This is a genomic window from Stenotrophomonas sp. BR163 (genome assembly GCF_047520985.2).
Lineage (GTDB): Bacteria > Pseudomonadota > Gammaproteobacteria > Xanthomonadales > Xanthomonadaceae > Stenotrophomonas > Stenotrophomonas sepilia.
In genome coordinates this window covers 44,150-67,239 of sequence record NZ_JAXBRE020000005.1, presented here as the reverse complement: position 1 = coordinate 67,239, position 23,090 = coordinate 44,150, and the positions used below count along the sequence as shown (strand labels likewise).

The window sequence follows — 23,090 nt, the reverse complement described above, 5'->3', positions numbered from 1 at the left end:
CCAGATACAGCAAAGCCACGCATGGCGTGGCTCTACTGGGTGGTGCAGCCTCACGTGACGTGGCTCCACCGGGTACTGCCAGGCCTTTATCAGGCGCGGCGCTCCATCATCAGCTTCTTGATCTCGGCGATCGCCAGCGCCGGGTTCAGGCCCTTCGGGCAGGTCCGGGCGCAGTTCATGATGGTGTGGCAGCGGTACAGCTTGAACGGATCTTCCAGATCGTCCAGGCGCGCACCGGTGTCCTCATCGCGCGAGTCGATGATCCAGCGATAGGCCTGCAGCAGGATCGCCGGGCCCAGGTAACGCTCGCCGTTCCACCAGTAGCTCGGGCAGCTGGTCGAGCAGCAGGCGCACAGGATGCACTCATACAGGCCGTCCAGCTTCTTGCGGTCTTCCGGCGACTGCAGGCGCTCGCGGTCCGGCGGTGCCGGGGTCTGGGTGCGGATCCACGGCTTGATCGAGGCGTACTGCGCGTAGAAGTGGGTCAGGTCCGGAACCAGATCCTTGACCACGTTCATGTGCGGCAGCGGGTAGATCGGCACTTCCTTCTTGCCGCAGTCCGAGATGGCTCGGGTGCAGGCCAGGGTGTTGGTGCCGTCGATGTTCATCGCGCACGAACCACAGATACCTTCGCGGCAGGAACGGCGGAAGGTCAGGGTCGGGTCGATCTCGTTCTTGATCTTGATCAGGGCGTCCAGGACCATCGGGCCACAGGCGTCCAGATCGACTTCATAGGTATCGGTGCGCGGGTTGCTGTCGTCGTCCGGACTCCAGCGGTAGATCTTGAAGGTGCGCACATTCTTGCCGCCGTTCTTCACGGGGAAGTGCTTGCCCTTCGTGATCTTGGAATTCTTGGGGAGTGAAAACTCGGCCATGGCTGCTCTCGTTGGCTCAGGCGGCCCGCGCCCGTGGGCGCGGATTGCATGGTAGGCGGGGTCGGATCAGTACACGCGCGGCTTCGGCGGCACCACGGACACGTCGTCGGTCAACGTGTACATGTGCACCGGACGGTAGTCGAAGCTGCACTTGCCCTTCTCGTCGACGCTGACCAGGGTGTGCTTCTGCCAGTTGACGTCGTCGCGGTCCGGATAGTCCTCGTGCGCATGCGCACCACGGCTTTCCTTGCGCTGTTCGGCCGAGTTGATCGTCGCCACCGCGTTGAGCAGCAGGTTGTTCAGCTCGTAGGTCTCGATCAGGTCCGAGTTCCAGACCAGCGAACGGTCGGAGACCTTCACGTCCTGGAACGAGTCGAAGATCTTGTCCATCTTCTCGCAGCCTTCCTTCAGCGTCTGGCTGGTGCGGAAGACGGCCGCGTCAGCCTGCATGGTGCGCTGCATGCGATCGCGGATGACCGAGGTCGGGGTATCGCCGTTGGCGTGGCGCAGCTTGTCCAGCAGCCCCAGCGCCTTGTCGCAGGCATCGGCCGGCAGCGGCTTGTGCGCGGCACCCGGCTTGATGGTCTCGGCGCAGCGGTTGGCCACCGCACGGCCGAACACCACCAGGTCGAGCAGCGAGTTCGAGCCCAGGCGGTTGGCGCCGTGCACGGACACGCAGGCCGCTTCGCCGATGGCGTACAGGCCCGGCACCACGGCGTTGTCGTTGTCGCCGACCTTCTGCACCACTTCACCGTGGTAGTTGGTCGGGATGCCGCCCATGTTGTAGTGCACGGTCGGAATGACCGGGATCGGCTGCTTGTGCACATCGACGCCGGCGAAGATGCGGGCGCTCTCGGCGATGCCCGGCAGCTTCTCGTCGATCACGCCCGGGCCGAGGTGGGTCAGGTCGAGCAGGATGTGGTCCTTGTGCTCGCCGACGCCGCGGCCTTCGCGGATCTCGATGGTCATCGAACGGCTGACCACGTCGCGCGAGGCCAGATCCTTGTAGTGCGGTGCATAGCGCTCCATGAAGCGCTCGCTGCTGCTGTTGCGCAGGATGCCGCCTTCACCGCGGACACCCTCGGTGATCAGGCAGCCGGCGCCGTAGATGCCGGTCGGGTGGAACTGCACGAACTCCATGTCCTGCATGGCGATGCCGGCACGCATGGCCAGGCCGCCACCGTCGCCGGTGCAGGTGTGCGCCGAGGTAGCGCTGAAGTAGGCACGGCCGTAGCCGCCGGTGGCCAGCACCACGCCCTGGGCGCGGAACAGGTGCAGCGTGCCATCGGACATGTCCAGGGCCAGCACGCCGCGGCAGGCGCCTTCGTCGTCGAAGATCAGGTCGAGCGCGAAGTACTCGATCATGAAGCGCGCATCGTGCTTCAGCGACTGCTGGTACAGGGTGTGCAGCATCGCGTGGCCGGTACGGTCGGCCGCCGCGCAGGTACGCTGCGCCGCCGGGCCTTCGCCGTACTTGGTGGTCATGCCACCGAACGGACGCTGGTAGATCTTGCCTTCGGCGGTGCGCGAGAACGGCACGCCGTAGTGTTCCAGTTCGATGATGGCCGGGATGGCCTCACGGCACATGTACTCGATGGCGTCCTGGTCACCCAGCCAGTCCGAACCCTTGATGGTGTCGAAGAAGTGGTAGCGCCAGTCGTCCTCGCCCATGTTGCCGAGTGCGGCCGAAATACCGCCCTGGGCGGCGACGGTGTGCGAACGGGTCGGGAAGACCTTGGTCAGGCACACGGTCTGCAGGCCCTTGGCGGCCAGGCCGAACGTGGCGCGCAGGCCGGCACCGCCGGCGCCGACCACGACCATGTCGTACTTGTGTTCGGTGATCTTGTAAGCGGACATCTAATCTGGATTCCTGTGTAGGTGCCTGGGCTCAGGCAACGCCGAGGGCGATGCGGCCCACCGCAAACACACTGACGATCATGCCGAGCACGGCGACGAACTTCACCGCGGTCTGCAGCACCAGGGCCAGCAGCGATTCGTGGATGTAGTCTTCCAGCACGACCTGCATGCCGAGCTGCGCGTGCCAGAACATGGCGATCAGCAGGCCGATCAGCGGCACTGCATTCCACGGCTTGGCCACGGCGGCGGCGGCGGTCGCGTAATCCGAGCCCAGCAGGCCCAGTACGAAGACCAGGAACCAGATGCCCAGCACCACCAGCGCGGCGGCGGTCAGGCGCTGGTGCACGAAATGCTCGGTGCCGGTCTTGGCCGAGCCCAGGCCGCGCACGTTCTTCAGCGGGGTACGGAACTTGCTCACGCGGCACCTCCGAACATCACATAGGCCCACACCAGCAGGGTGATCACCAGGCTGCCGATGACCGAGAGCCAGCTGCTGCGGATGAAGGCAGGTATGCTGAAGCCGATGGCGAAGTCCTGCACTACATGGCGGATGCCATTGCACAGGTGATAGGCGAACGACCATGTCCACGCGAACAGGAACACGCGGCCATACCAGGCCCCGGCATGGCCGGTGAAGCAGTTCCAGGACTCGGGCCCCATCATCAGGGCCAGCAGGCCGGCAGCGATGATGAGGGCACCAACAGACAGAAAGATGCCAGTGGCTCGATGCAGGATCGAGGTGGCCATCTGAATCTGCCAGCGATACACCTGAAGGTGCGGGGAAAGTGGGCGTTGTCTGGTCGCCATTCGCTGGGCTCGTTGTCTCGGCTGGGCGGCACGCGGCCGCGTTGGCTCAATGCTGATCAGAAATCGATGCAGCGTCCGTTTTTCTCCCAATCGCCATACCGCACCGGATCAAGTCCGCCGCGGCCGCCGAATTCCTCTGCTTTTTCCTGTTCCACGGGCACGGGTGCCGCGGGGACCAGCGGGGCTTCAGATTCGTCGTCGGGAGTGGGGGTTGTTTGGCCTATCATGTTCGGTCTCGCAACGCACAAATTTTAGACCTCGTTCACGTGCCTGACAACCTGCCCCCTGCTTTCGTCGGATATCCGCGCCTGCCCGGCCACCAGCTGCTGAGCCTGCAGGGCCCGGATGCGGCCGCCTTCGCCCACGCCCAGTTCAGCAGCGATGTCACCGCCCTGCCCCTGCTGCACTGGCAGTGGAGCGCCTGGCTGAGTGCCAAGGGCCGCACCCTGGCAGTGTTCCAGCTGCTCCGGCTGGCCGACGATCACGTGATGCTGGTGCTGGCCGACGGCGATGCCGATGCGATTGCGTCGCAACTGCAGCGCTTCGTGTTCCGTCGCAAGGTGCAGGTACAGGTGCGCAGCGATCTGGCCGTGGCCGGTGCGTTCACTGCGCCCGAGGCTGCCAGCGGCGCCGCGATCGCGCTCGCTGCAGGTGACGGCTGGGAGCTGGACCTGGGCAGCGACGCCCTGCCGCGCACCCTGCGCATCGGGGCGGCGGCTGCCGTTGCATCCGGCAGCGAAACCGATGAGGCCGCCTTCGCCCTCGCCTGGCGCCAGGCCGACCTGCGCTACGGATTGCCGCGCTTGGACGAAAGCCAGCGCGAAGTGTGGACCCCGCAGCAGCTGGGCCTGGACCGCCTGAATGGCTACAGCGTGAAGAAAGGCTGCTACCCGGGCCAGGAAATCGTCGCCCGCACCCACTTCCTCGGCAAGGCCAAGCGCGCGGTGCAGCTGCTGCATACCGCGGCACCGGCACAGGCCGGCGATGGCGTGCTGCAGGACGGCGCGACGCTGGGCACGGTCGCCAGCGTGGCCGGCAACCTGGCGCTGGCGGTGCTGCCGCTGGAAGCCAGTGATGCTGACCTGCAGGTGGGCGATGCCATCGCGCAGCGCGTGCCGTTGCTGGATGGGCTGGCGCGCTGAATGAGTGGTAGTGCCGGCCGCTGGCCGGCAACCTCAACCAGGTGTGGTTGCCGGCCAGCGGCCGGCACTACCGGTTACAGGCGTTCGCCGCTCTCTGCGTTGAAGAAATGCAGGCCCTGCGGGTGAATCGCCACGCGGATCTGCTCGCCCACTGCTGGCAGCGACTGCGGTGCCACGCGCATGGTCAGCGCATGCTGGCCACTGCTCAGATTGACGAAGATCTCGTTGCCGACCGGCTCGATGCCTTCGATGCGCGCGGTGAATGCATGCGCATCATCGGCAGCCGCCGGCTGCAGGTGCTCCGGGCGCACGCCCACCGCGATCGGCTTCTGCAGCCATGCCGGATCGATCGTCGCCTGGCCCAGCGGTGCACGCCATTCGCCGTCGACCACGCTCACGCCGCCGGCATCGCCCTGCAGCGTGCCACGCAGCACGTTCATCGCCGGGCTGCCGAGGAAACCGGCCACGAACAGGTTGGCCGGGCGATCGTACAGCGCCATCGGCGTATCGATCTGCTGGATGATGCCGTCCTTCAGCACCACGATGCGCTGGCCCAGGGTCATCGCTTCAACCTGGTCGTGCGTCACGTAGATCATGGTGGTGCCCAGCTTGCGGTGCAGCTGCGCGATCTCGGTACGCACGCTGTGGCGCAGCTTGGCGTCGAGGTTGGACAGCGGCTCGTCGAGCAGGAACACCGCCGGCTCGCGCACCAGCGCCCGGCCCAGTGCCACGCGCTGGCGCTGGCCACCGGACATCGCCTTGGGCAGCTTGTCCATCATCTCGGTCAGGCCCAGCGTCTGCGCCGCCTCGGCAATGCGCTTGTCGATGGTCGCCTTGTCATGCCCGCGCAGCTTCAGGCCGAAGGCCAGGTTCTCGGCCACGGTCATGTGCGGGTACAACGCGTAGCTCTGGAACACCATGGCGATGTCGCGATCCTTCGGCGCCACGTCGTTGACCACGCGATCACCGATGGTCAGCGTGCCGCCGCTGATTTCTTCAAGGCCCGCCACCATCCGCAACAGGGTCGACTTGCCACAGCCGGACGGACCGACCAGCACCATCAGCTCGCCATCGGCGACCTCGAAGCTGGCGTCCTTCACCGCGACCTGGCCGTTGTCATAGACCTTGCGCACACCCTGCAACTGCACTTTTGCCATATCACCTATCCGGTCCGCCCGAAGCCGGGCTGTCTTTTGGGACTGCCTCGGCCCTCCCGATGGCAGTGATGATTGCGCGCTTGCCGCATGACGGCGAGCACTGCAATCGAATACAGTTGCCCATTCTGCCATGTAAACGTTTTCACGTGGCACTATCCGATGATCGGTGCGCACCGATCTGCGTCGGCGGTTGAACGAAGGTTCCGCCGAGGTAGTGGTTTCGAATGGAACGGTCTTCCGCAACCCCGGAGATCGCCCCTGACGAACCTCGGACAGGCAGTTGCGCGGATGTCCCCCGAACCCAGCCATGAAGCGATTGACAACGATGTCACCCGGATCTGAAACTCGAGCGATGCACGACACCCTCTTCCTGTTCGGTGCCACAGGTGATCTGGCCCAGCGCTACCTGTTCCCTTCGCTGCTTCGCCTGCTTGGCGACGGCCTGCTGCCGGAGGACTTCCGCATCCGCGCACTGGCCCTGTCCGGGCATGACACCGAAGCCTTCCATGACATCCTGCGGCCGCGCCTGCAGCAGGCCATGCCGATGGCCACGCAGGACGACATTGCTGCCCTGCTGCGCCGCATCGACTACCGTTCGGTGGACCTGCGCGACGTCGACTCGGTTGCCGCTGCGGTCTCCGACCTGGTGCACCGCAAGTGCGTCAGCTACCTCGCCATTCCGCCGGGCCTGTACATTTCCACCTGCGAAGGCCTGGCCAAGGGCGGCGCCCTCGCCGCGCCGGCACGCCTGATGCTGGAGAAGCCGATCGGCAGCGACAGCGAGAGCGCCGAGGAAATCATCAGCACCATCGGCCAGTGGATCGACGAGGACCGCGTGTTCCGCCTCGACCACTACCTGGGCAAGGCGGCAGTGCAGAACCTGATCGCGCTGCGCTTCGGCAATACGCTGCTGGAAGCGGTGTGGAACCGCAACTACATCGAATCGGTGCACATCCTGGTGGCCGAGAGCGAAGGCGTGGACGGCCGTGACGCCTACTATGCCCGCTCCGGCGCGCTGCGCGACATGGTGCAGAGCCACATCCTGCAGCTGCTGTGCATGGTGGCGATGGAGCCGCCGGCGTCGCTGGAGGCCGACCGCATCCGCGACGAGAAGGTCAAGGTGCTGCGCGCCCTTCGCCCGCTCGACGCGAAGCACGCCGCGCGTGACAGCATCCGCGGCCGCTATACCGCCGGCACCATCAACGGCCAGCCGGCGCAGGCTTACCAGCCGCCGGAAGGCAGCGACGTGGAAACCTTCGCCGGTGTCACCGCGCATATCGACAACTGGCGCTGGAGCGGCGTGCCGTTCCATCTGGTCACCGGCAAGCGCCTGCCCGAGCGCACCACCCGCGTGGTGGTCACGCTGAAGCCGGTCACCCATTGGCTGTTCGAGCGCCCGCAGCGCGCGCAGGCCGCACCGAACCGCCTGGTGTTCCAACTGCAGCCGCAGGAGAACATCGAACTGGGCCTGATGAGCAGCCTGGCCGGCCCGGAATGGGGCGCGCTGGAACTGCATCCGCTGGAACTGGAACTGTCAGTGCCAACCGGCCTGCATCGCCGCATCGCTTACGAGCGCCTGTTCCTGGACGCCTTCAATGGCAATCACACGCTGTTCGTGCGCGACGACGAAGTGCGTGCAGCGTGGGCCTGGATCGACAGCGTGGCCGACGCCTGGAAGGACGCCAAGCTGCCGCTGGAACCCTACCCCGCCGGCCAATGGGGCCCGAGCAATGCCGGCGAGTTCCTGCCGCAGGGCGTGGACGCACCGGACAGTGGAGCGTCGGCATGAGGGCCAGTTCGCAGCCGGTGCTGGTGGCCGACATCGGTGGCACCAATGCCCGCTTCGCCCTGGCTGACACCTCGCAGGACGCACCTCTGCAGAAGGACAGCATCCGCGAGTACGCGGTGACGGAGTTCCCTTCGCTGGGTGATGCCGCGCGCCACCATCTGGAACAGATCGGTGCCACCGCAAGCCGCGGCGTGTTCGCAGTGGCCGGTCGCGTTGATGGTGATGAAGCACGCATCACCAACCATCCGTGGGTGATCTCGCGCAGCCGCACCGCAGCGATGCTCGGTTTCGACGAACTGCACCTGATCAACGACTTTGCCGCACAGGCGATGGCGATCTCGCTGCTGCAGCCCGAGGACGTGGTCCAGGTCGGCGGTGCCGCCTGGGTACCGGGCAAGCCGGGCCAGCCGCGCAACTACGCAGTGATCGGGCCGGGTACCGGCCTCGGCGTGGGCGGCCTGATCATGCGCCACGGCCGCTGCTACCCGCTGGAAACCGAAGGCGGCCATGTCAGCTTCCCGCCAGGAACCCCGGAAGAGATCCGCATCCTCGAGATCCTGTCCGAACAGTTCGGCCGCGTCTCCAACGAGCGCCTGATCTGTGGCCCCGGCCTGGTCAACATCCACCGCGCCGTGTGCGAGATGGCCGGTATCGACCCGGGCCAGCTGCAGCCGGTGGACGTGACCGCCCGCGCCCTGCACGGTGATCCGCAGGCAATGCGCACCGTGGACGTGTTCTGCGCCGTGTTCGGCGCCATCGCCGGTGACCTGGTGCTCACCCAGGGCGCCTGGGATGGCGTGTTCCTGACCGGCGGCCTGACCCCGAAGATGCTCGATTCGCTGCAGCACTCCGGTTTCCGCCAGCGCTTCGAACACAAGGGCCGCTTCTCCTCGATCATGGCGCGCGTGCCCTCATTGGCGGTGATGCATCCCCACGCCGGACTGCTGGGCGCCGCCGCCTATGCCACCGACGCCGAACGTGACGCACCAGGAGTTGCCGCATGAACCCCAGCTTCCACGACGACCGCATCGAGTTCATCCAGCACGGCGACGCCGACGGCTGGATCGAAGCGGTGGCCGCTGAGATGGCACGCACCCTCAACCACGACATCAATGAAGTGGGCCGCGCCCGCATCCTGCTGTCCGGCGGCACCACGCCGGCCCCGGTCTACCAGGCACTGGCCGAGCTGGACGTGCACTGGGACCGGGTTGAAGTGAGCCTGGCCGACGAGCGCTGGCTGTCGCCGCAGGATCGCGACAGCAACGCCTGGCTGGTGCGCGAGCACCTGCTCAAGCGTACCGAGGGCGCCCACTTCGATCCGCTGGTACGGATCGGCAAGCCACTGCCCGAATGCGTGTACACCGCCAACCTGCAGGCGCAGCACAGCCAGCCGCCGAGCCTGGTAGCGCTGGGCATGGGCAACGACGGGCACACCGCCTCGCTGTTCCCGGGCTCGAAAGACCTCGCACGCGCACTGGAAAGCACCCTGCCCTACGCCGCGCTGGATGCCACTGGCTGCCCAGGCGCGAACCAGTGGCCGCTGCGCATCACGCTGACCCCGCACGGCCTGCGCCAGTGCCGCCAGCGCCTGCTGCTGCTGCGTGGCAAGCAGAAGCTGCAGGTACTGCGCCAGGCGCTGGACAGCAACGACGCCCAGCAGTACCCGATCCTCAATGCGATCAACCTGGAAGGCGCGCGCCTGCGCGTCCACTGGGCTGATTGATGTCGGCGGCGGCGCCCTGCCGCCGCTTGCCTCTCGCCACCACGAACGCCGGTAGCCAATGAGCCTCCATCCTCAACTGCAAGCCATCACTGAGCGCGTCATCCGCCGCAGCGCCGCCTCGCGCGCCGCCTATCTGGCCGCGATCGATGCCTCCCTGCGTGAGGGCCCGTTCCGCAGCCGCCTGAGTTGCGGCAACCTCGCCCACGGGTTCGCCGCCTGCGGCGGCACCGACAAGAGCCGCCTGCGCGGCGGCGTGACGCCGAACCTGGGCATCATCACCGCCTACAACGACATGCTGTCGGCCCACCAGCCGTTCGAGACCTATCCCGAACAGATCCGCGACATCGCCCGCGAGCTGGGCGCCACCGCACAGGTCGCCGGTGGCGTCCCTGCGATGTGCGACGGTGTCACCCAGGGCCGTGGTGGCATGGAGCTGTCGCTGTTCTCGCGCGATGTCATTGCCCAGGCCACGGCCATCGGCCTCAGCCATGACATGTTCGATACCACCGTCTACCTCGGCGTGTGCGACAAGATCGTGCCGGGCCTGCTGATCGGTGCGCTGGCCTTCGGCCATCTGCCGGCGGTGTTCGTACCGGCCGGCCCGATGACCCCGGGCATCCCGAACAAGCAGAAGGCCGAAGTGCGCGAACGCTACGCCGCCGGTGAGGCCACCCGCGAAGAGCTGCTGGAAGCCGAGTCCGCGTCGTACCACGGTGCGGGCACCTGCACCTTCTACGGCACGGCCAACTCCAACCAGGTGCTGCTGGAAGCCATGGGCGTGCAGTTGCCGGGCGCCTCGTTCGTCAATCCGGGCACGCCGCTGCGCGACGCCCTGACCCGCGAGGCAACCGAACGCGCGCTGGACATCACCGCACTGGGCGACGACTTCCGCCCGCTGGGCCGGATCATCGACGAGCGCGCGATCATCAACGCGGTCATCGCGCTGATGGCCACTGGCGGTTCGACCAACCACACCATCCACTGGATCGCGGTGGCGCGTGCGGCCGGCATCGTGCTGACCTGGGACGACTTCGACGAACTGTCGCAGCTGATTCCGCTGCTGGCCCGTGTCTACCCGAACGGCGAGGCCGACGTGAACCGTTTCGCGGCCGCTGGCGGCCCGGCCTTCGTGTTCGGCGAGCTGATCAAGGCGGGCCTGATGCACGGCGATCTGGTCAGCGTCGCGCGTGGCGGCATGTCCGACTATGCGCGCGAGCCGCAACTGCGTGACGGCCGGCTGGTCTACCTGCCGGGCCTGGAACACAGTGCCGATGACGAAGTGGTGCGTGGGGTCGATAATCCGTTCGAGCACCAGGGTGGCCTGCGCCTGCTGCGCGGCAACCTCGGCAAGTCGCTGATCAAGCTGTCGGCGGTGAAACCGCAGTACCGGACGATCGAAGCACCGGCGGTGGTGGTCGATGCACCGCAGGTATTGAACAAGCTGCACGCCGGTGGCCTGCTGCCGCAGGACTTCGTGGCGGTGGTGCGTTACCAGGGCCCGCGTGCCAACGGCATGCCCGAACTGCATTCGCTGGCACCGCTGCTGGGCCTGCTGCAGAACCAGGGCCGGCGCGTGGCGCTGGTCACCGACGGCCGCCTGTCCGGTGCGTCGGGCAAGATCCCAGCGGCCATCCATGTGACGCCGGAAGCGGCGCGCGGTGGCCCGCTGGCCAAGGTCCGCGAGGGCGACATGATCCGCCTCGACGGCGAGGCCGGCACGCTGGAAGTGCTGGTGGACGCGGCGGAATGGGCAGCACGTCCGCTGGCGCCGAACACCGCGCCGGCCGCGCATGACCTGGGCCGCAATCTGTTTGCGATCAACCGTCGCGTGGTGGGTCCGGCGGACCAGGGCGCGATTTCGATTTCGTGTGGGCCGGCGGCGGCCGATGGTGGGCCGTGGGACTACGATGCGGAGTACGAGCTGGGGCACGATGCGGCGGCTGCGGCGGCACCGCATGAGGCGAAAGACGCCTGATGCGAAAAGCCGCGGCAGGCTTCCCGGCTTGGGCAGTAGAGCGCCCTGGCCGGGACACGCCGTAAACCCCCTACGGGGCCGGCCCAACCGCTGGCGGTTGGGCGTTCGGGCGCTTGCAAAGCGGTGCTTCGCAAGCAAAGCGCCCTCACCCATGGGGGCTCGATCGCGGCATCCATGCCGCTCACGGTCCCGGCCAGGGCGCTCTACTGCCCTTGGACAATTCCCGGCGCGTCATTTGCGCTGCGGCCACTGAATCAAGAAGAGCAAAGGCAAGGGCAAAAGCATGGGTATCGAACAACATCAGGTGAAGGCGGCGGAGCTGTTGCATGCGGCGGGCATCCTGCCGGTGGTGACGATTCATACGCTGGACCAGGCGCGGGCGGTCAGTGCGGCGCTGCTGGAAGGTGGTCTGCCGGCGATCGAGCTGACGCTGCGCACGCCGGTGGCGATGGAAGCGCTGGCGATGCTCAAGCGCGAGCTGCCCGATGTGGTGGTGGGTGCCGGTACGGTGCTGACCGTGGAGCAGATGCAGCAGTCGATCGATGCGGGTGCGGACTTCCTGGTGACCCCGGGGACGCCGCCGGCGCTGGCTGATGCACTTGCCGCTGCGCCGCTGCCGGTGGTGCCAGGTGCGGCGACGCCGACCGAGCTGCTGTCGCTCTACGCCCGCGGCTTCCGCGTGTGCAAGCTGTTCCCGGCCACAGCCGTGGGCGGGCTGGCGATGATCAAGGGACTGGCCGGCCCGGTGGCGGACCTGAAGCTGTGCCCGACCGGCGGCATCACCGAGAACACCGCCGCCGAGTACCTTGAGCAGAAGAACGTGGTCTGCATCGGCGGCTCGTGGATGGTACCGGGCAACTGGATCGCCGACGGCGAATGGGACAAGGTGCGCGCCAGCGCCGCCGACGCGGCGAAGATCATCAAGCGCGTGCGCGGCCTCTGAGCCCGAAGCAGGTGTAGAGCCGAGCCCATGCTCGGCTCCACATTGCCTCGATCGGCAGTGACGGCCCACGGAATCTGTCCGTGGCCCTGCGGAAGGCTCAGCCGTTGGCCGAAACCCTTACAACGGCCGCGCCGGATCCACCAGCCCGTACTGGCTGGCCATGCGCGCCAGCGCGATGTTGTCGTGGATCCCCATCTTCTCGAACAACCGCGCCTTGTGCGTGTTCACCGTCTTGGCACTCAGGCTCAGGCGCCGCGCGATGTCTTCCTGGCGCAGGCCCTGGGTCAGCAGCAATGCTACTTCCAGTTCTCGCGGCGACAGGCTGTCGAACGGCGAACCATTGCCCTCCACCGTCGACAAGGCCAGGTTCTGCGCGATGCTGGTGCCCAGGTAGCGACGGCCCATGGCCACATCGCGCACCGCGCGCAGCAGCTCCTGTGCATCGCAGCCCTTGCCGATGTAGCCCGCGGCCCCCGCCTCCAGCAAGCGCTTCGGCAACGGCCCGTCTTCCAGCACCGACACGATCACCACGCGGGTGTTGCGGTGGCTGCGGACGATGCGCTCGGTCACTTCCATGCCACTCACACCGGGCAGGTGCAGGTCGCACAGCACCACGTCCGGCAACAATTGGCGGACGTCGCGCAGTGCGTCTTCGCCCGTCTCGGCTTCGCCCACCACCTCGATGTCGGTCTCCCCCGACAGGATCATCTTCATCCCGGTGCGGACCAGCGCATGGTCATCCACCAGGTAGACTCGAATCGTCATTCACGTACCTCTTCGAATGCGGCCATTGCAGGTCAAGCTAGGCAGGACGCCGATACCCCTGCAAGCGCGTTCGGGACGCGATCCAGGCGTTCTGCCTTGCGCATCACAGTAACGCGCGTTGTGCTTGCCCCCTGTCTTGCAGAACCTGCTGCAACGAAACAACTGATCTATTACGTAGACGCCCCGGAAGGGCCATCCACGTCACCCCCCTGTGATGATGCTTCGCTGGCCGTCGCTGGCGGCGAATCCCGACGTCGCCAAGGATGCCGGCGACTGAACATGACCAGATAGCACCCTACCACCCAAACCAGCGCGGCACACCATCCGGCCAGGATGTCCGAGGGGTAATGCACGCCCAGATAGACCCGTGAGACGCTCACCAGCAGGCTGAACGGGGGCGCCAGCAGCAGTACCGGCCAGCGCCAGCGTGTATTCCAGGCCAGCAGCACCAGGGTCGCGGCAAGGGTCATCGAGCCCATGGCGTGCCCGCTGGGGAAGCTGAACGTCGATTCCGGCGCAATCGACTCCCACAGGCTGGGGCGCTGGCGCTGGAAGAAGTGCTTGCTGCCCATGTTCAGCAACGCCGATCCCACGAAACTGACCGCGACGAAGGTCGCCTCGCGCCAGCGCCTGTAGCCCAGCAGCGCACCGATGATCAGCACGTCAGCAGGGATCAGGAACCACTCGTAGCCCAGTTTCGAGATGAGCACGAAGAAGCGGTCCAGCCATGGCGAATGCAGGCCATGCATCTGCCACAGCAGCGGCGCATCGAAATGGAACGATTCAAATTCGTGCACTTCGTCCGCCAGGGCGACGAAGCCGGCCAGCGGCAGCAGCACGCCGCCGAACAGCAGGACCAGGCGCCAGGCGTTGCGCGCCATCCAGTGGCGGAAACCGGAGGCCGACTCCGGTGCGGCGAGGATCGCAGGCTTATCCGGCGCTTCGGACATATTTGTGTTCGACGTAATCGTCGATCAGGGCGACGAACTCCTGGGCGATGTTGTCGCCACGCAGGGTCACCTTCTTCTCGCCATCGACGAATACCGGTGCTGCCGGCGTCTCGCCTGTACCCGGCAGGGAGATGCCGATGTTGGCATGGCGCGACTCACCCGGCCCATTGACGATGCAGCCCATCACCGCCAGGGTCATGTTCTCCGCCCCCGGGTGGTGGATCTTCCACAGCGGCATCTTCTCGCGCACATGGTTCTGCACCACTTTGGCCAGTTCCTGGAAGAACTCGGAGGTGGTGCGGCCGCAGCCCGGGCAGGCCGTGACCAGCGGCGTGAAGGCGCGCTGGCCGGTGGTCTGCAGCAGTTCCTGGGCGACGATCACTTCCTGCGTGCGCGACTGGCCCGGTTCCGGGGTCAGCGAGATGCGGATGGTGTCACCGATGCCTTCCTGCAGCAGCACGCTCAGCGCTGCCGACGAGGCGACGATGCCCTTGCTGCCGATACCGGCTTCGGTCAGGCCCAGGTGCAGGGCGAAGTCCGAGCGCTGGGCCAGGTCGCGGTACACCGCGATCAGTTCCTGCACGCCACTGACCTTGGCCGACAGCACGATCCGATCGCGCGGCAGGCCCAGTTCCACGGCCTGCTCGGCCGAATCCAGCGCCGAACGGATCAGCGCCTCACGCAGCACGCGGCCGGCGTCCCAGGGCTGCTCGCGCAGGTTGTTCTCGTCCATCAGCCTGGCCGCCAGGGCCTGGTCCAGCGAGCCCCAGTTGGCACCGATGCGCACCGGCTTGTTGTAGCGGATCGCGAACTCGATCAACTGGGCGAACTGCAGGTCCTTCTTCTTGCCGAAGCCGACATTGCCCGGGTTGATGCGGTACTTGGCCAACGCTTCCGCACATGCCGGTTCGGCGGTGAGCAGCTGGTGGCCGTTGTAGTGGAAGTCACCGATCAGCGGTACATCGATACCCATCATCGCCAGCTTGTCGACGATGCGCGGAATGGCCGCAGCGGCTTCCACGGTGTTGACGGTCAACCGCACCATCTCCGAGCCGGCACGCCACAACTCGGCCACCTGCTTCACGGTGGAGGCCACGTCGGAGGTATCGGTGTTGGTCATCGACTGCACCACCACCGGCTTGCCGCCGCCTACGGTGACCCCGCCGATCTGGACGGCATGGGTCTGGCGACGGGGCCAGGCGGTGGCATCGGAGGGGGGAGTCGGGCGGGTGACGGCGTCGTGCATGGGCGCATTCTACCGCCCACTCCCGCATTCGGGGTGACTCGCATTCAGCCTGCGGCACGGCTGCGGCCGATTGTCGCAGGCATGTGCACGCATGAACGCATACGATGAGCGTGAATGACCGGTCCCGACGCCCCGTTTCTCCGTACCCTGTGCAGCCTGCGCTGGCTTGCCGTAGGCGGCCAGGCCGCCACCATCCTGGTCGCGACCTGGGTGCTGGGCCTGCCGTTGCCGCAGCTGCCGTTGTGGGCCGGCGTGGCGGTGCTGGCCCTGTTCAACGTCTACACCCAGCTGCGCCCGGAAGCGGCCGACACTGCGCCGCTGACCGCATTCGGCCATATCCTGGTGGACGTGATCATCCTGACCTGGATGGTGGGCTGGAGCGGCGGCATGGCCAACCCGTTCAGTTCACTGTTCCTGATCCTGATCGCGCTGGCCGCCTTCGCCCTGCCCCTGCGCTGGGCACTGGCGGTCGCGCTGGCCTGCCTGCTCGGCTACGCTGCCAGCGGCATCTTCGGGCAGGCGCTGCCGGACGGCTACTTCCGCGCACAGGACCTCAATCGCTGGGGCGTGGTCGCCAACTTCCTGATTTCCGCCACAGTGGTGCTGGCCTTCTCCACCCGCCTGGCACTGGCCCTGCGGGAGCGCGAACTGGAACTGTCGGCACTGCGTGAGCGCTTCGCCCGCAACGAGGGCATCGTCGCCCTGGCCACCCATGCCGCCTCGGTGGCACATGAACTGAACACGCCGCTGGCGACCATGACCCTGCTCGCCGACGATGTCGCCGAGCGCAGCGAAGAGCCGGAAGTGCGCGAGGACATGGAAACCCTGCGCGAGCTGCTGGTGCAGTGCCGCGAGCGCGTGCTGGCACTGGCCGCCCCGGCTTCGGCCGATGCACCGGGTCGCAGCCACTCCAGCGCCCAGCAGGTGCTGGAGCAATGGCGCCTGGTGCGACCGACCATCAACCTGCATCGCAACGACGATGCGCCGCTGCGGCTGCCGCTCGACCCGGGCGTAGGCCACCTGCTGATGGTCCTGCTCAACAATGCCGCCGATGCCGGCGAGAAGGCCGGCCGGCCGCGCGTGGACCTGGACCTGCGCATCGAGGGCGACGACCTGATCGGCGAAGTACGCGACTACGGCCATGGTTTCGACGCCCGTGCCGCCGTGCTGCCGGGCAAGCTGTTCGGCAGCAGCAAGAGCGAGGGCATGGGCGTCGGCCTGGCCCTGTCCCATGCCACCATCGAACGCCTCGACGGCGAGATGTGGATGCGCCCGGCCCAGGGGGCCGGCAGCCGCGTCGGCTTCCGCCTGCCGCTGGCCCCACGCGAGGAAACCCCATGAGCGCCTCAACCCTTGGTCTGCTGGTCGACGACGACGAGCTGTACCTGCGCACCCTGCAGCGCAGCCTGGCCCGCAAGGGCCTGGAAACACAGACCGCACAGGATGCCGCCAGTGCCCTGGCACTGGCCCGCCAGCATCCGCCGGCGTTCGCGCTGATCGACCTGAAGCTGGGCAGCGATTCCGGCCTGGCGCTGATCCAGCCGCTGCGCGCACTGCGCGCGGACATGCGCATCCTGCTGGTGACCGGCTATGCCAGCATCGCCACCGCAGTGGAGGCGATCAAGCTGGGCGCGGATGATTACCTGCCGAAGCCGGCCACGGTGCCGATGATCCTGCGCGCGCTTGGCGAGGAGGACGACGGCCCGGCCGACGACGGCGAAATGGAAGTGCCGGACGCGATGACGCCGATCAGCCGCCTGCAGTGGGAACACATCCAGCAGGCGATGCACGAGACCGGCGGCAACGTGTCAGCGGCCGCACGCCTGCTCGGCATGCACCGGCGCTCGCTGCAGCGCAAGCTGGCCAAGCGGCCCAGCCCGGAACGCGATCCGAGCCGGTAAGACGCCACGCCATGCACCGGTAGTGCCGGCCGCTGGCCGGCAACCTCGTGAACGATTGAAGCATCGCCTGGATGCCGGCCAGCGGCCGGCACTACCCGGGCATCAGCCCTTCAGCTGCGCCAGGATCTCGCGGGTCATCGGATCGGCAACCGCCACATCCTCGCCCTGCAGCGCCGGCAGCAGGCCACTGGCCAGCTGCTTGCCCAGTTCGACACCGAACTGGTCGAAGGCGTTGATGTTCCAGATCACCGACTGCACGTACACAGCGTGCTCGTACATGGCGATCAGTGCACCCAGCGCCTGCGGGGTCAGCGCGTCGAGCAGGATCAGCGTACTCGGCCGGCCTCCCGGGTAGTCGCGGTGCGGATCTTCGCTGCCCTGGCCATTGGCCAGCGCTTCGGTCTGCGCCAGCAGGTTGGCCAGCAGGGCCTGGTGATTGATCGTGTAGGGATCATCGTTGTGCACACAGCCGATGAAGTCGGCCGGAACGATGCTGGTGCCCTGGTGCAGCGCCTGGAAGAAGCTGTGCTGCACGTCGGTCCCTGCCCCGCCCCACCACACCGGCACGGTGTCGACGGTGACCGGCTGGCCGTCGCGCTGCACGCGCTTGCCCAGGCTTTCCATCACCAGCTGCTGCAGGTAAGCCGGCAGCAGCGCCAGGCGCTGGTCGTAGGTCATCACCGCGTGCGTGGCATGGCCCAGCAGGTTGCGGTTCCAGATGTCGGTGAGGCCGTGCAGCACCGGCAGGTTGCGCTCCAGCGGTGCATCCAGCGCATGCGCATCCATCTGCGCAGCGCCTTCCAGCAGCTGTTCAAAACGTTCGAAGCCGATTGCCAGCGCGATCGGGAAACCGACCGCCGACCACAGCGAATAACGGCCACCGACCCAGTCCCACATCGGCAGCACGCGATCGGCGGCGATCGCGAAGGCCTTGGCGGCGCGCTCCGGATTGGCGCTGACCGCATACAGGCGCTCGCTGCCACCCAGCCAGTCGTGCAGGATCTGGCCGTTGAGCAGGGTTTCCTGGGTACCGAAGGTCTTGGAGATCAGGATGCCGGCGGTCTTCGCCGGATCCAGCGTGGCCAGCGTGCGCTGCATGGCGGCGCCGTCCACGTTCGACACGAAATGCACGCGCAGGCGCGCACCGCTCACCGGGCGCAGCGCATCGGCGACCAGGCGCGGCCCGAGGTCGGACCCCCCGATGCCGACACTGACCACATCGGTCACGCCGCTGTCTTCCAGTGCGCGCACCAGCACGCCCATGCGCTGGCGGATGCCGCGCGCGGTGGCATAGGCCTCGGCCGCCACCGGCGCATCGACCACGTCGCCACGCAGCGCGGTATGCAGCGCGGCGCGGCCTTCGGTCAGATTGACCTGCTCGCCGCGGAACAGGCGGGTGATGGCGCCGCCGACATCACGGTCGGCAGCCAGCGCCAGCAACGCCTGCAGCGCCGCGGCATCGTATTTCTGACGGGCGAAGTTGACGTACAACGGACCGACCCGCAGCGCCAGGTCCTGCACGCGGCCAGGTTCGGCGGCGAGCAGACTGGGAATGCTTGCGCCCTTCAGGCGCTGGGCGTGGGAGTGCAGCGAGTCGAATCCGTTGTTCGTTGTCATGCGGCCTGGGTCGGGATCGTGTCGTTGGTGTGGGTGATCTGGTTGTTGCCATCAACGTACACCAGCTTCGGCTTGAAGCTGTCAGCTTCCTGCTCGGTCATGCTGGCGAACGCGGCGATGATGATGATGTCACCGACCTGCACGTGGCGCGCGGCGCCACCGTTGAGCGAGACAACGCCGCTGCCGGCTTCGGCGCGGATGGCATAGGTCGAGAAGCGCGCACCGTTGGTCACGTCCCAGATGTGCACCTGTTCGAACTCGCGGATGCCCGTGGCAGCCAGCAGGTTGTCATCGATGGCGATCGAGCCTTCGTAGTTCAGCTCGGAATGGGTGACGGTGGCGCGGTGGATCTTGGTCTTGAGCAGGGACAGGTGCATGGTGGCGCTGCAACGGCAAAGGAAAGAGCGGATTCTAGCACCCGCACAGCGCCGGGCATTACGGCCGGCAACCTGTTCAGGTAGGCGGTGAAACCGGGGGCGGATCCCTTTTCCCCTGGGAAAGGGATCTGACCCCATGCATCGCGCGGCATCGCCGGAACTCAGAACTCCAGGTTGTCGATCAGCCGGGTGGTACCCAGCCGCGCGGCGATCAGCGCCACCCGGCCGCCGCCGTCGAAGGTCGGCTCGGCCAGCTCCGGAGTGCGCAGCACCGCGTAGTCAACCTGGAAACCGGCCGCCTGCAATGCGGCAGTGGCCTCGGCCTCGATGCGTTCACGTGCCTGCCCGGCCACGTAGCCTTCGCGCATGCCCAGCAGGGTCCGGTGGATGGTGGTCGCGACCGGGCGCTGTTCAGCGCTCAGGTACTGGTTGCGCGAGCTCTTGGCCAGGCCATCCTCGTCGCGCACGATCTCCGCACCGACGATCTGGATCGGGAACGACAGCTCGGCCACCATCTGCCTGATGACTGCCAGCTGCTGGTAATCCTTGCGACCGAACACGGCCACGTCCGGCTGCACCTGCAGGAACAGGCGCGCCACCACCGTGCAGACGCCATCGAAGTGCCCCGGACGGCTCGCACCTTCCAGCACTTCACTCACGCCCGGCGCGTGCACGCGCGTGGTCTTGTCCACGCCCAGCGGGTACATCGCCTCGACGCTGGGCAGCCACACCGCATCACAGCCAGCCTGCTCCAGCCCGGCCACGTCGGCCTCGGGCGTGCGCGGGTAGCGGCTGAAGTCCTCGTTCGGCCCGAACTGGGTCGGGTTGACGAAGATGCTCGCCACCACCTTGTCGGCATACTGGCGGGCCAGGGCCACCAGCGAATGGTGGCCCCCATGCAGGTTGCCCATGGTCGGCACCAGCGCCACGCGCAGGCCCTCGCGCTTCCACTGGGCGATCTGCCCGCGCAGCGCGCCGAGCTCGTTGAAGGTCTGGATCATTGGGCGTACGCGTGCTGTTCGTCGGGGAAGCTGCCGTCGCGCACGGCGTCGGCAAATGCGCGGGTGGCACCGGCCACCGAGCCGCCTTCGGCAAGGAAATCCTTGACGAACTTGGGACGGCGATGGCCACTGTCCAGGCCGAGGAAATCGTGCAGCACCAGCACCTGGCCATCGCACTGCGGGCCAGCACCGATACCGATGGTCGGCACATCCACCGCAGCGGTCACTTCGGCGGCGACGGGGGTCGGCACGCATTCGAGCACCATGATGCTGGCGCCTGCGGCGGCCACGGCCCTGGCATCCTCCACCAGCTGGCGCGCAGCATCGCCGCGGCCCTGGATCTTGAAGCCGCCCAGGCGCAGCACCGATTGCGGGGTCAGGCCCAGGTGCGCGCAGACCGGAATCTCGCGCTCGACCAGGTAGCGGATGATGTCGACCTTGAAGCCGGCACCTTCGATCTTGACCATCTCGGCACCGGCCTGCAGCAGCTGCAGCGATGCATCCAGCGCGCGTTCCGGGGTGGCGTCAGCGCCGAACGGCAGGTCGGCCACCAGCAGCGCACGCTGCAGCACGCGGGCCACGGCGCGGGTGTGGTAGACCATGTCAGCCACGGTCACCGGCAGGGTCGAATCATGACCCTGCACGACCATGCCCAGCGAATCGCCGATCAGGATCAGATCGACGCCGTTGGCATCGAAGGTGCGGGCGAAGCCGGCGTCGTAGGCGGTCAACATGACCAGCTTCTGGCCATTGCGCTTGGCCTCGGCCAGGGCGGGAACGGTCCAGGGCTTGCTGTCTGCGTGGGTGCTCATGTGCTGATAACCGGGGGAGATAACCCGGTCATTATCACCCTATCGGCGCAATCCCGCAGGCATCCACCCGCACCACTGCATCCCGCACGCTGCCATGATCGGGAATGGCCAGATCAGGCGCGATTTCGGCCAGTGGCACCAACACGAAGGCACGCTCGTGCAGGTAGGGATGAGGTACCTGCAGGCCGGGCAGGTCGATCACCTGCGTGCCATAAAGCAGCAGGTCCAGGTCCAGCGCGCGCGGCCCCCAGTGCACCGCCGGATCGCGCACGCGGCCAAAGCCCCGCTCCAGCGCCAGCATGGCATGCAGCAACTCATCGGCCGCCAAGGTGGTTTCGACCGCAGCCACGGCATTGACGAACGGCGGCTGGTCTTCATTGCCCCAGGCCGGGGTTGCATAGAGCCGCGAGGCCTGTCGCAGGCGCGTTCCCGGCAGGCCATCCAGCGCGGCAATCGCCGCGCCCACGGTCGCGGCTGCGTCGCCAAGGTTGGCGCCGAGGCCGATCCAGGCGAGGGTCATCGCTTACTCGCCCGCCGCAGCAGCACCGGGACGTCGACGGCGACGGCGGCGCTTGCGCGGTGCCCCGCTCTCGTCATCGCCGTCTTCACTGTGCATTGCATCCAGCGACGACTCCAGCTCGCGACCGGACTGCGCCTGTGCTTCGCGCCAGAACTCGACATCCACTGCATGCTCGGACGAAGCGACCTGGCGCAGGCTGAGGAAATCGAACGCGGCGCGGAAGCGCGGGTGGGTCAGGGTACGGAACACGCGCTTGCGCTGGCGCGAGCTGAAGCGCGACTGCAGCAGCCAGATCTCCTGCATCGGCAGCGAGAATCGGCGCGGCAGCGCGATGGTGCTGAGCTGCTGCACGGTGACCCGGTCGGCGGCGCGGCGCTGCGCCTCTTCCGGTGCCACCCCCTGCTTGAGCAGGGTCGCCTGTGCGCGGCAGAACGCCGGCCACAGCAGCAACGCGAACAGGAACGCCGGCGAGACCGGCTCGTCGTTGGCCACGCGGGCATCGGTGTTGGCCAGGCCTTCGACCAGCATGCGGCGCAGCGCGCCGGTGCGGTTGGACTTCAGCGCCCTGGCGCTCTCCGGGAACAGCACGTCGAGCAGGCCGTAACGCTCAAGGCCTTCGAAGCTGGCCACGCCGTGCCCGGACAGGAACAGCTTGAGCACTTCCTCGAACAGGCGCGCCGGCGCGGCTTCATTGAGCAGGCCGGCCAGGTGCGGGATGGGCGCAGCGGTCCCCTCTTCGATCTGGAAGCCGAGCTTGGCCGCCAGGCGCACCGCACGCAGCATGCGCACCGGGTCTTCCCGATAACGCTGCTCGGGATCGCCGATCAGCTTCATCAGGCGCGCCTGGACGTCTTCGAAGCCGCCGGTGTAGTCGCGCACCGAGAAGTCCTCGATGGCGTAGTACAGGGCATTGCAGGTGAAGTCTCGGCGGACGGCGTCGTCTTCGATGGTGCCGTACACGTTGTCGCGCACGAGCATGCCGTTTTCCATCTCGCGGTCGCCGCTGCCGTCATCGCTGTTGGCACGGAAGGTGGCGACTTCGATGATTTCGCGGCCGAACACTACGTGGGCGAGGCGGAACCGACGACCGATCAGGCGGCAGTTGCGGAACAGCTGCTTGACCTGTTCGGGCGTGGCATCGGTGGCCACGTCGAAATCCTTGGGTTGGCCATTGACCAGCAGGTCGCGCACCGCGCCGCCGACAAGGTAGGCGCCGAAGCCGGCATCGCGCAGGCGATAAAGCACGCGCAGGGCGTTCGGGCTGATGTCCTTGCGGGAGATCGTGTGCTGGTCGCGCGGGATGACGCGCAGGCTGAACGGTGATGTAGCAGGGGAAATGATGTTGGCGCTTCCGGTTGAAGTTTCGGGATTGCCCAATGGCATCGAGGTGCATATACTAGCGCTCCTGCCTCGGCAGCGACACAGTTACGCTCCCTTCGTCTAGTGGTTAGGACGTGGCCCTCTCAAGGCTAAAACAGGGGTTCGAGTCCCCTAGGGAGCGCCAGTCGCCGCAGCAGGAACCGAAAAAGCCCGCCTTGTGCGGGCTTTTCTGTTTTCCGGGATTTGCATTGGCATCGATCGGTTTGGTCGCAGTAGCGCCCCCCTGTTCCTGCGTGGGAGGGGGCGGGCCACC

At 67.1% G+C, this 23,090-nt stretch carries 23 protein-coding genes and 1 tRNA gene; 9 read left to right on the top strand and 15 right to left on the bottom strand.

Annotated elements, in window-relative coordinates; all coding sequences use genetic code 11:
- Positions 1-89: 89 nt before the first annotated feature.
- From ACM0PY_RS05740 to ACM0PY_RS05720, 5 genes are all read right to left on the bottom strand, one after another.
- Positions 90-875 (bottom strand): succinate dehydrogenase iron-sulfur subunit, encoded by a 786-nt coding sequence (locus ACM0PY_RS05740; RefSeq protein ID WP_005409079.1) that lies wholly within the window; start codon positions 873-875, stop codon positions 90-92.
- A gap of 66 nt (positions 876-941) precedes the next feature.
- On the bottom strand, positions 942-2,732 hold the full coding sequence (sdhA, locus tag ACM0PY_RS05735; RefSeq protein ID WP_414609342.1) for a succinate dehydrogenase flavoprotein subunit: 1,791 nt from the start codon (positions 2,730-2,732) through the stop codon (positions 942-944).
- Positions 2,733-2,763: 31 nt separating this feature from the next.
- On the bottom strand, positions 2,764-3,150 hold the full coding sequence (gene sdhD, locus ACM0PY_RS05730) for a succinate dehydrogenase, hydrophobic membrane anchor protein (protein WP_005409077.1): 387 nt from the start codon (positions 3,148-3,150) through the stop codon (positions 2,764-2,766).
- Positions 3,147-3,539: a succinate dehydrogenase, cytochrome b556 subunit gene (gene sdhC / locus ACM0PY_RS05725; protein ID WP_005416132.1), complete on the bottom strand. Its 393-nt coding sequence runs from the start codon at positions 3,537-3,539 to the stop codon at positions 3,147-3,149. Before sdhC ends, sdhD begins: the two co-directional genes overlap by 4 nt.
- Before the next feature lie 56 nt (positions 3,540-3,595).
- Positions 3,596-3,766: a DUF1674 domain-containing protein gene (locus ACM0PY_RS05720; protein ID WP_005409075.1), complete on the bottom strand. Its 171-nt coding sequence runs from the start codon at positions 3,764-3,766 to the stop codon at positions 3,596-3,598.
- 39 nt (positions 3,767-3,805) lie between these two features.
- On the opposite strand from ACM0PY_RS05720, the gene ygfZ reads away from it, so the two are divergent.
- Positions 3,806-4,681: a CAF17-like 4Fe-4S cluster assembly/insertion protein YgfZ gene (gene ygfZ / locus ACM0PY_RS05715; RefSeq protein WP_180884522.1), complete on the top strand. Its 876-nt coding sequence runs from the start codon at positions 3,806-3,808 to the stop codon at positions 4,679-4,681.
- Positions 4,682-4,755: 74 nt separating this feature from the next.
- On the opposite strand, the gene ACM0PY_RS05710 is transcribed toward ygfZ, so the two are convergent.
- A complete protein-coding gene (locus tag ACM0PY_RS05710) occupies positions 4,756-5,838 on the bottom strand; it encodes an ABC transporter ATP-binding protein (RefSeq protein WP_072168333.1) in 1,083 nt (360 codons plus the stop codon).
- A gap of 352 nt (positions 5,839-6,190) precedes the next feature.
- Here ACM0PY_RS05710 and zwf point away from each other — a divergent pair, with 352 nt between their 5' ends.
- The 5 genes from zwf (at position 6,191) to eda (ending at position 12,268) form a co-directional block, all read left to right on the top strand.
- Complete coding sequence (gene zwf, locus ACM0PY_RS05705) at positions 6,191-7,627, top strand: glucose-6-phosphate dehydrogenase (RefSeq protein ID WP_005416129.1); 1,437 nt, start codon at positions 6,191-6,193, stop codon at positions 7,625-7,627.
- Entirely contained in the window at positions 7,624-8,631 is a 1,008-nt protein-coding gene (gene glk / locus ACM0PY_RS05700) for a glucokinase (RefSeq protein WP_061480283.1), read from the top strand. Before zwf ends, glk begins: the two co-directional genes overlap by 4 nt.
- Positions 8,628-9,350 (top strand): 6-phosphogluconolactonase, encoded by a 723-nt coding sequence (pgl, locus tag ACM0PY_RS05695; RefSeq protein ID WP_049413491.1) that lies wholly within the window; start codon positions 8,628-8,630, stop codon positions 9,348-9,350. Before glk ends, pgl begins: the two co-directional genes overlap by 4 nt.
- A gap of 58 nt (positions 9,351-9,408) precedes the next feature.
- Positions 9,409-11,325 (top strand): phosphogluconate dehydratase, encoded by a 1,917-nt coding sequence (gene edd, locus ACM0PY_RS05690; protein ID WP_111201953.1) that lies wholly within the window; start codon positions 9,409-9,411, stop codon positions 11,323-11,325.
- Positions 11,326-11,608: 283 nt separating this feature from the next.
- A complete protein-coding gene (gene eda / locus ACM0PY_RS05685) occupies positions 11,609-12,268 on the top strand; it encodes a bifunctional 4-hydroxy-2-oxoglutarate aldolase/2-dehydro-3-deoxy-phosphogluconate aldolase (protein ID WP_134970163.1) in 660 nt (219 codons plus the stop codon).
- A gap of 117 nt (positions 12,269-12,385) precedes the next feature.
- Here eda and ACM0PY_RS05680 read toward each other — a convergent pair whose 3' ends face one another.
- The 3 genes from ACM0PY_RS05680 to ispG form a co-directional block, all read right to left on the bottom strand.
- Entirely contained in the window at positions 12,386-13,033 is a 648-nt protein-coding gene (locus tag ACM0PY_RS05680) for a response regulator (RefSeq protein ID WP_005416124.1), read from the bottom strand.
- A 170-nt stretch (positions 13,034-13,203) separates the two neighbouring features.
- Positions 13,204-13,983: a phosphatase PAP2 family protein gene (locus ACM0PY_RS05675; protein ID WP_134970162.1), complete on the bottom strand. Its 780-nt coding sequence runs from the start codon at positions 13,981-13,983 to the stop codon at positions 13,204-13,206.
- A complete protein-coding gene (gene ispG, locus ACM0PY_RS05670; RefSeq protein WP_134970161.1) occupies positions 13,964-15,229 on the bottom strand; it encodes a flavodoxin-dependent (E)-4-hydroxy-3-methylbut-2-enyl-diphosphate synthase in 1,266 nt (421 codons plus the stop codon). The genes ACM0PY_RS05675 and ispG overlap by 20 nt, the downstream gene beginning before the upstream one ends.
- A 114-nt stretch (positions 15,230-15,343) precedes the next feature.
- On the opposite strand from ispG, the gene ACM0PY_RS05665 reads away from it, so the two are divergent.
- Both ACM0PY_RS05665 and ACM0PY_RS05660 read left to right on the top strand, forming a co-directional pair.
- Positions 15,344-16,570: an ATP-binding protein gene (locus tag ACM0PY_RS05665; protein WP_180885872.1), complete on the top strand. Its 1,227-nt coding sequence runs from the start codon at positions 15,344-15,346 to the stop codon at positions 16,568-16,570.
- Positions 16,567-17,130: a response regulator transcription factor gene (locus tag ACM0PY_RS05660; protein WP_005409063.1), complete on the top strand. Its 564-nt coding sequence runs from the start codon at positions 16,567-16,569 to the stop codon at positions 17,128-17,130. Before ACM0PY_RS05665 ends, ACM0PY_RS05660 begins: the two co-directional genes overlap by 4 nt.
- Before the next feature lie 102 nt (positions 17,131-17,232).
- On the opposite strand, the gene pgi is transcribed toward ACM0PY_RS05660, so the two are convergent.
- From pgi to pcnB, 6 genes are all read right to left on the bottom strand, one after another.
- Positions 17,233-18,747 (bottom strand): glucose-6-phosphate isomerase, encoded by a 1,515-nt coding sequence (gene pgi, locus ACM0PY_RS05655; RefSeq protein ID WP_134970160.1) that lies wholly within the window; start codon positions 18,745-18,747, stop codon positions 17,233-17,235.
- Complete coding sequence (gene panD / locus ACM0PY_RS05650; protein ID WP_006432456.1) at positions 18,744-19,124, bottom strand: aspartate 1-decarboxylase; 381 nt, start codon at positions 19,122-19,124, stop codon at positions 18,744-18,746. The genes pgi and panD overlap by 4 nt, the downstream gene beginning before the upstream one ends.
- A gap of 161 nt (positions 19,125-19,285) precedes the next feature.
- Complete coding sequence (gene panC / locus ACM0PY_RS05645; protein WP_134970159.1) at positions 19,286-20,125, bottom strand: pantoate--beta-alanine ligase; 840 nt, start codon at positions 20,123-20,125, stop codon at positions 19,286-19,288.
- Positions 20,122-20,937 (bottom strand): 3-methyl-2-oxobutanoate hydroxymethyltransferase, encoded by an 816-nt coding sequence (gene panB, locus ACM0PY_RS05640; RefSeq protein WP_014646749.1) that lies wholly within the window; start codon positions 20,935-20,937, stop codon positions 20,122-20,124. Before panB ends, panC begins: the two co-directional genes overlap by 4 nt.
- Before the next feature lie 34 nt (positions 20,938-20,971).
- Complete coding sequence (gene folK, locus ACM0PY_RS05635) at positions 20,972-21,457, bottom strand: 2-amino-4-hydroxy-6-hydroxymethyldihydropteridine diphosphokinase (RefSeq protein ID WP_180885874.1); 486 nt, start codon at positions 21,455-21,457, stop codon at positions 20,972-20,974.
- Positions 21,458-21,460: 3 nt separating this feature from the next.
- Positions 21,461-22,834 carry a polynucleotide adenylyltransferase PcnB gene (gene pcnB / locus ACM0PY_RS05630; protein ID WP_095377484.1) on the bottom strand — a complete coding sequence of 458 codons (1,374 nt, stop codon included), beginning with the start codon at positions 22,832-22,834 and terminating at the stop codon, positions 21,461-21,463.
- A 52-nt stretch (positions 22,835-22,886) separates the two neighbouring features.
- Here pcnB and ACM0PY_RS05625 point away from each other — a divergent pair.
- Positions 22,887-22,961 (top strand) — tRNA-Glu (locus ACM0PY_RS05625).
- Positions 22,962-23,090: the final 129 nt, after the last annotated feature.

Bases quoted from the DNA above. Each gene is read 5' to 3' on its own strand.
- ACM0PY_RS05740 (WP_005409079.1), bottom strand. From the start codon at position 875: ATGGCCGAGTTTTCACTCCCCAAGAATTCCAAGATCACGAAGGGCAAG.
- sdhA (WP_414609342.1), bottom strand. From the start codon at position 2,732: ATGTCCGCTTACAAGATCACCGAACACAAGTACGACATGGTCGTGGTC.
- sdhC (WP_005416132.1), bottom strand. From the start codon at position 3,539: ATGGCGACCAGACAACGCCCACTTTCCCCGCACCTTCAGGTGTATCGC.
- ACM0PY_RS05720 (WP_005409075.1), bottom strand. From the start codon at position 3,766: ATGATAGGCCAAACAACCCCCACTCCCGACGACGAATCTGAAGCCCCG.
- ACM0PY_RS05710 (WP_072168333.1), bottom strand. From the start codon at position 5,838: ATGGCAAAAGTGCAGTTGCAGGGTGTGCGCAAGGTCTATGACAACGGC.
- zwf (WP_005416129.1), top strand. From the start codon at position 6,191: ATGCACGACACCCTCTTCCTGTTCGGTGCCACAGGTGATCTGGCCCAG.
- glk (WP_061480283.1), top strand. From the start codon at position 7,624: ATGAGGGCCAGTTCGCAGCCGGTGCTGGTGGCCGACATCGGTGGCACC.
- pgl (WP_049413491.1), top strand. From the start codon at position 8,628: ATGAACCCCAGCTTCCACGACGACCGCATCGAGTTCATCCAGCACGGC.
- edd (WP_111201953.1), top strand. From the start codon at position 9,409: ATGAGCCTCCATCCTCAACTGCAAGCCATCACTGAGCGCGTCATCCGC.
- eda (WP_134970163.1), top strand. From the start codon at position 11,609: ATGGGTATCGAACAACATCAGGTGAAGGCGGCGGAGCTGTTGCATGCG.
- ACM0PY_RS05680 (WP_005416124.1), bottom strand. From the start codon at position 13,033: ATGACGATTCGAGTCTACCTGGTGGATGACCATGCGCTGGTCCGCACC.
- ACM0PY_RS05675 (WP_134970162.1), bottom strand. From the start codon at position 13,983: ATGTCCGAAGCGCCGGATAAGCCTGCGATCCTCGCCGCACCGGAGTCG.
- ispG (WP_134970161.1), bottom strand. From the start codon at position 15,229: ATGCACGACGCCGTCACCCGCCCGACTCCCCCCTCCGATGCCACCGCC.
- ACM0PY_RS05665 (WP_180885872.1), top strand. From the start codon at position 15,344: ATGACCGGTCCCGACGCCCCGTTTCTCCGTACCCTGTGCAGCCTGCGC.
- ACM0PY_RS05660 (WP_005409063.1), top strand. From the start codon at position 16,567: ATGAGCGCCTCAACCCTTGGTCTGCTGGTCGACGACGACGAGCTGTAC.
- pgi (WP_134970160.1), bottom strand. From the start codon at position 18,747: ATGACAACGAACAACGGATTCGACTCGCTGCACTCCCACGCCCAGCGC.
- panD (WP_006432456.1), bottom strand. From the start codon at position 19,124: ATGCACCTGTCCCTGCTCAAGACCAAGATCCACCGCGCCACCGTCACC.
- panC (WP_134970159.1), bottom strand. From the start codon at position 20,125: ATGATCCAGACCTTCAACGAGCTCGGCGCGCTGCGCGGGCAGATCGCC.
- panB (WP_014646749.1), bottom strand. From the start codon at position 20,937: ATGAGCACCCACGCAGACAGCAAGCCCTGGACCGTTCCCGCCCTGGCC.
- folK (WP_180885874.1), bottom strand. From the start codon at position 21,457: ATGACCCTCGCCTGGATCGGCCTCGGCGCCAACCTTGGCGACGCAGCC.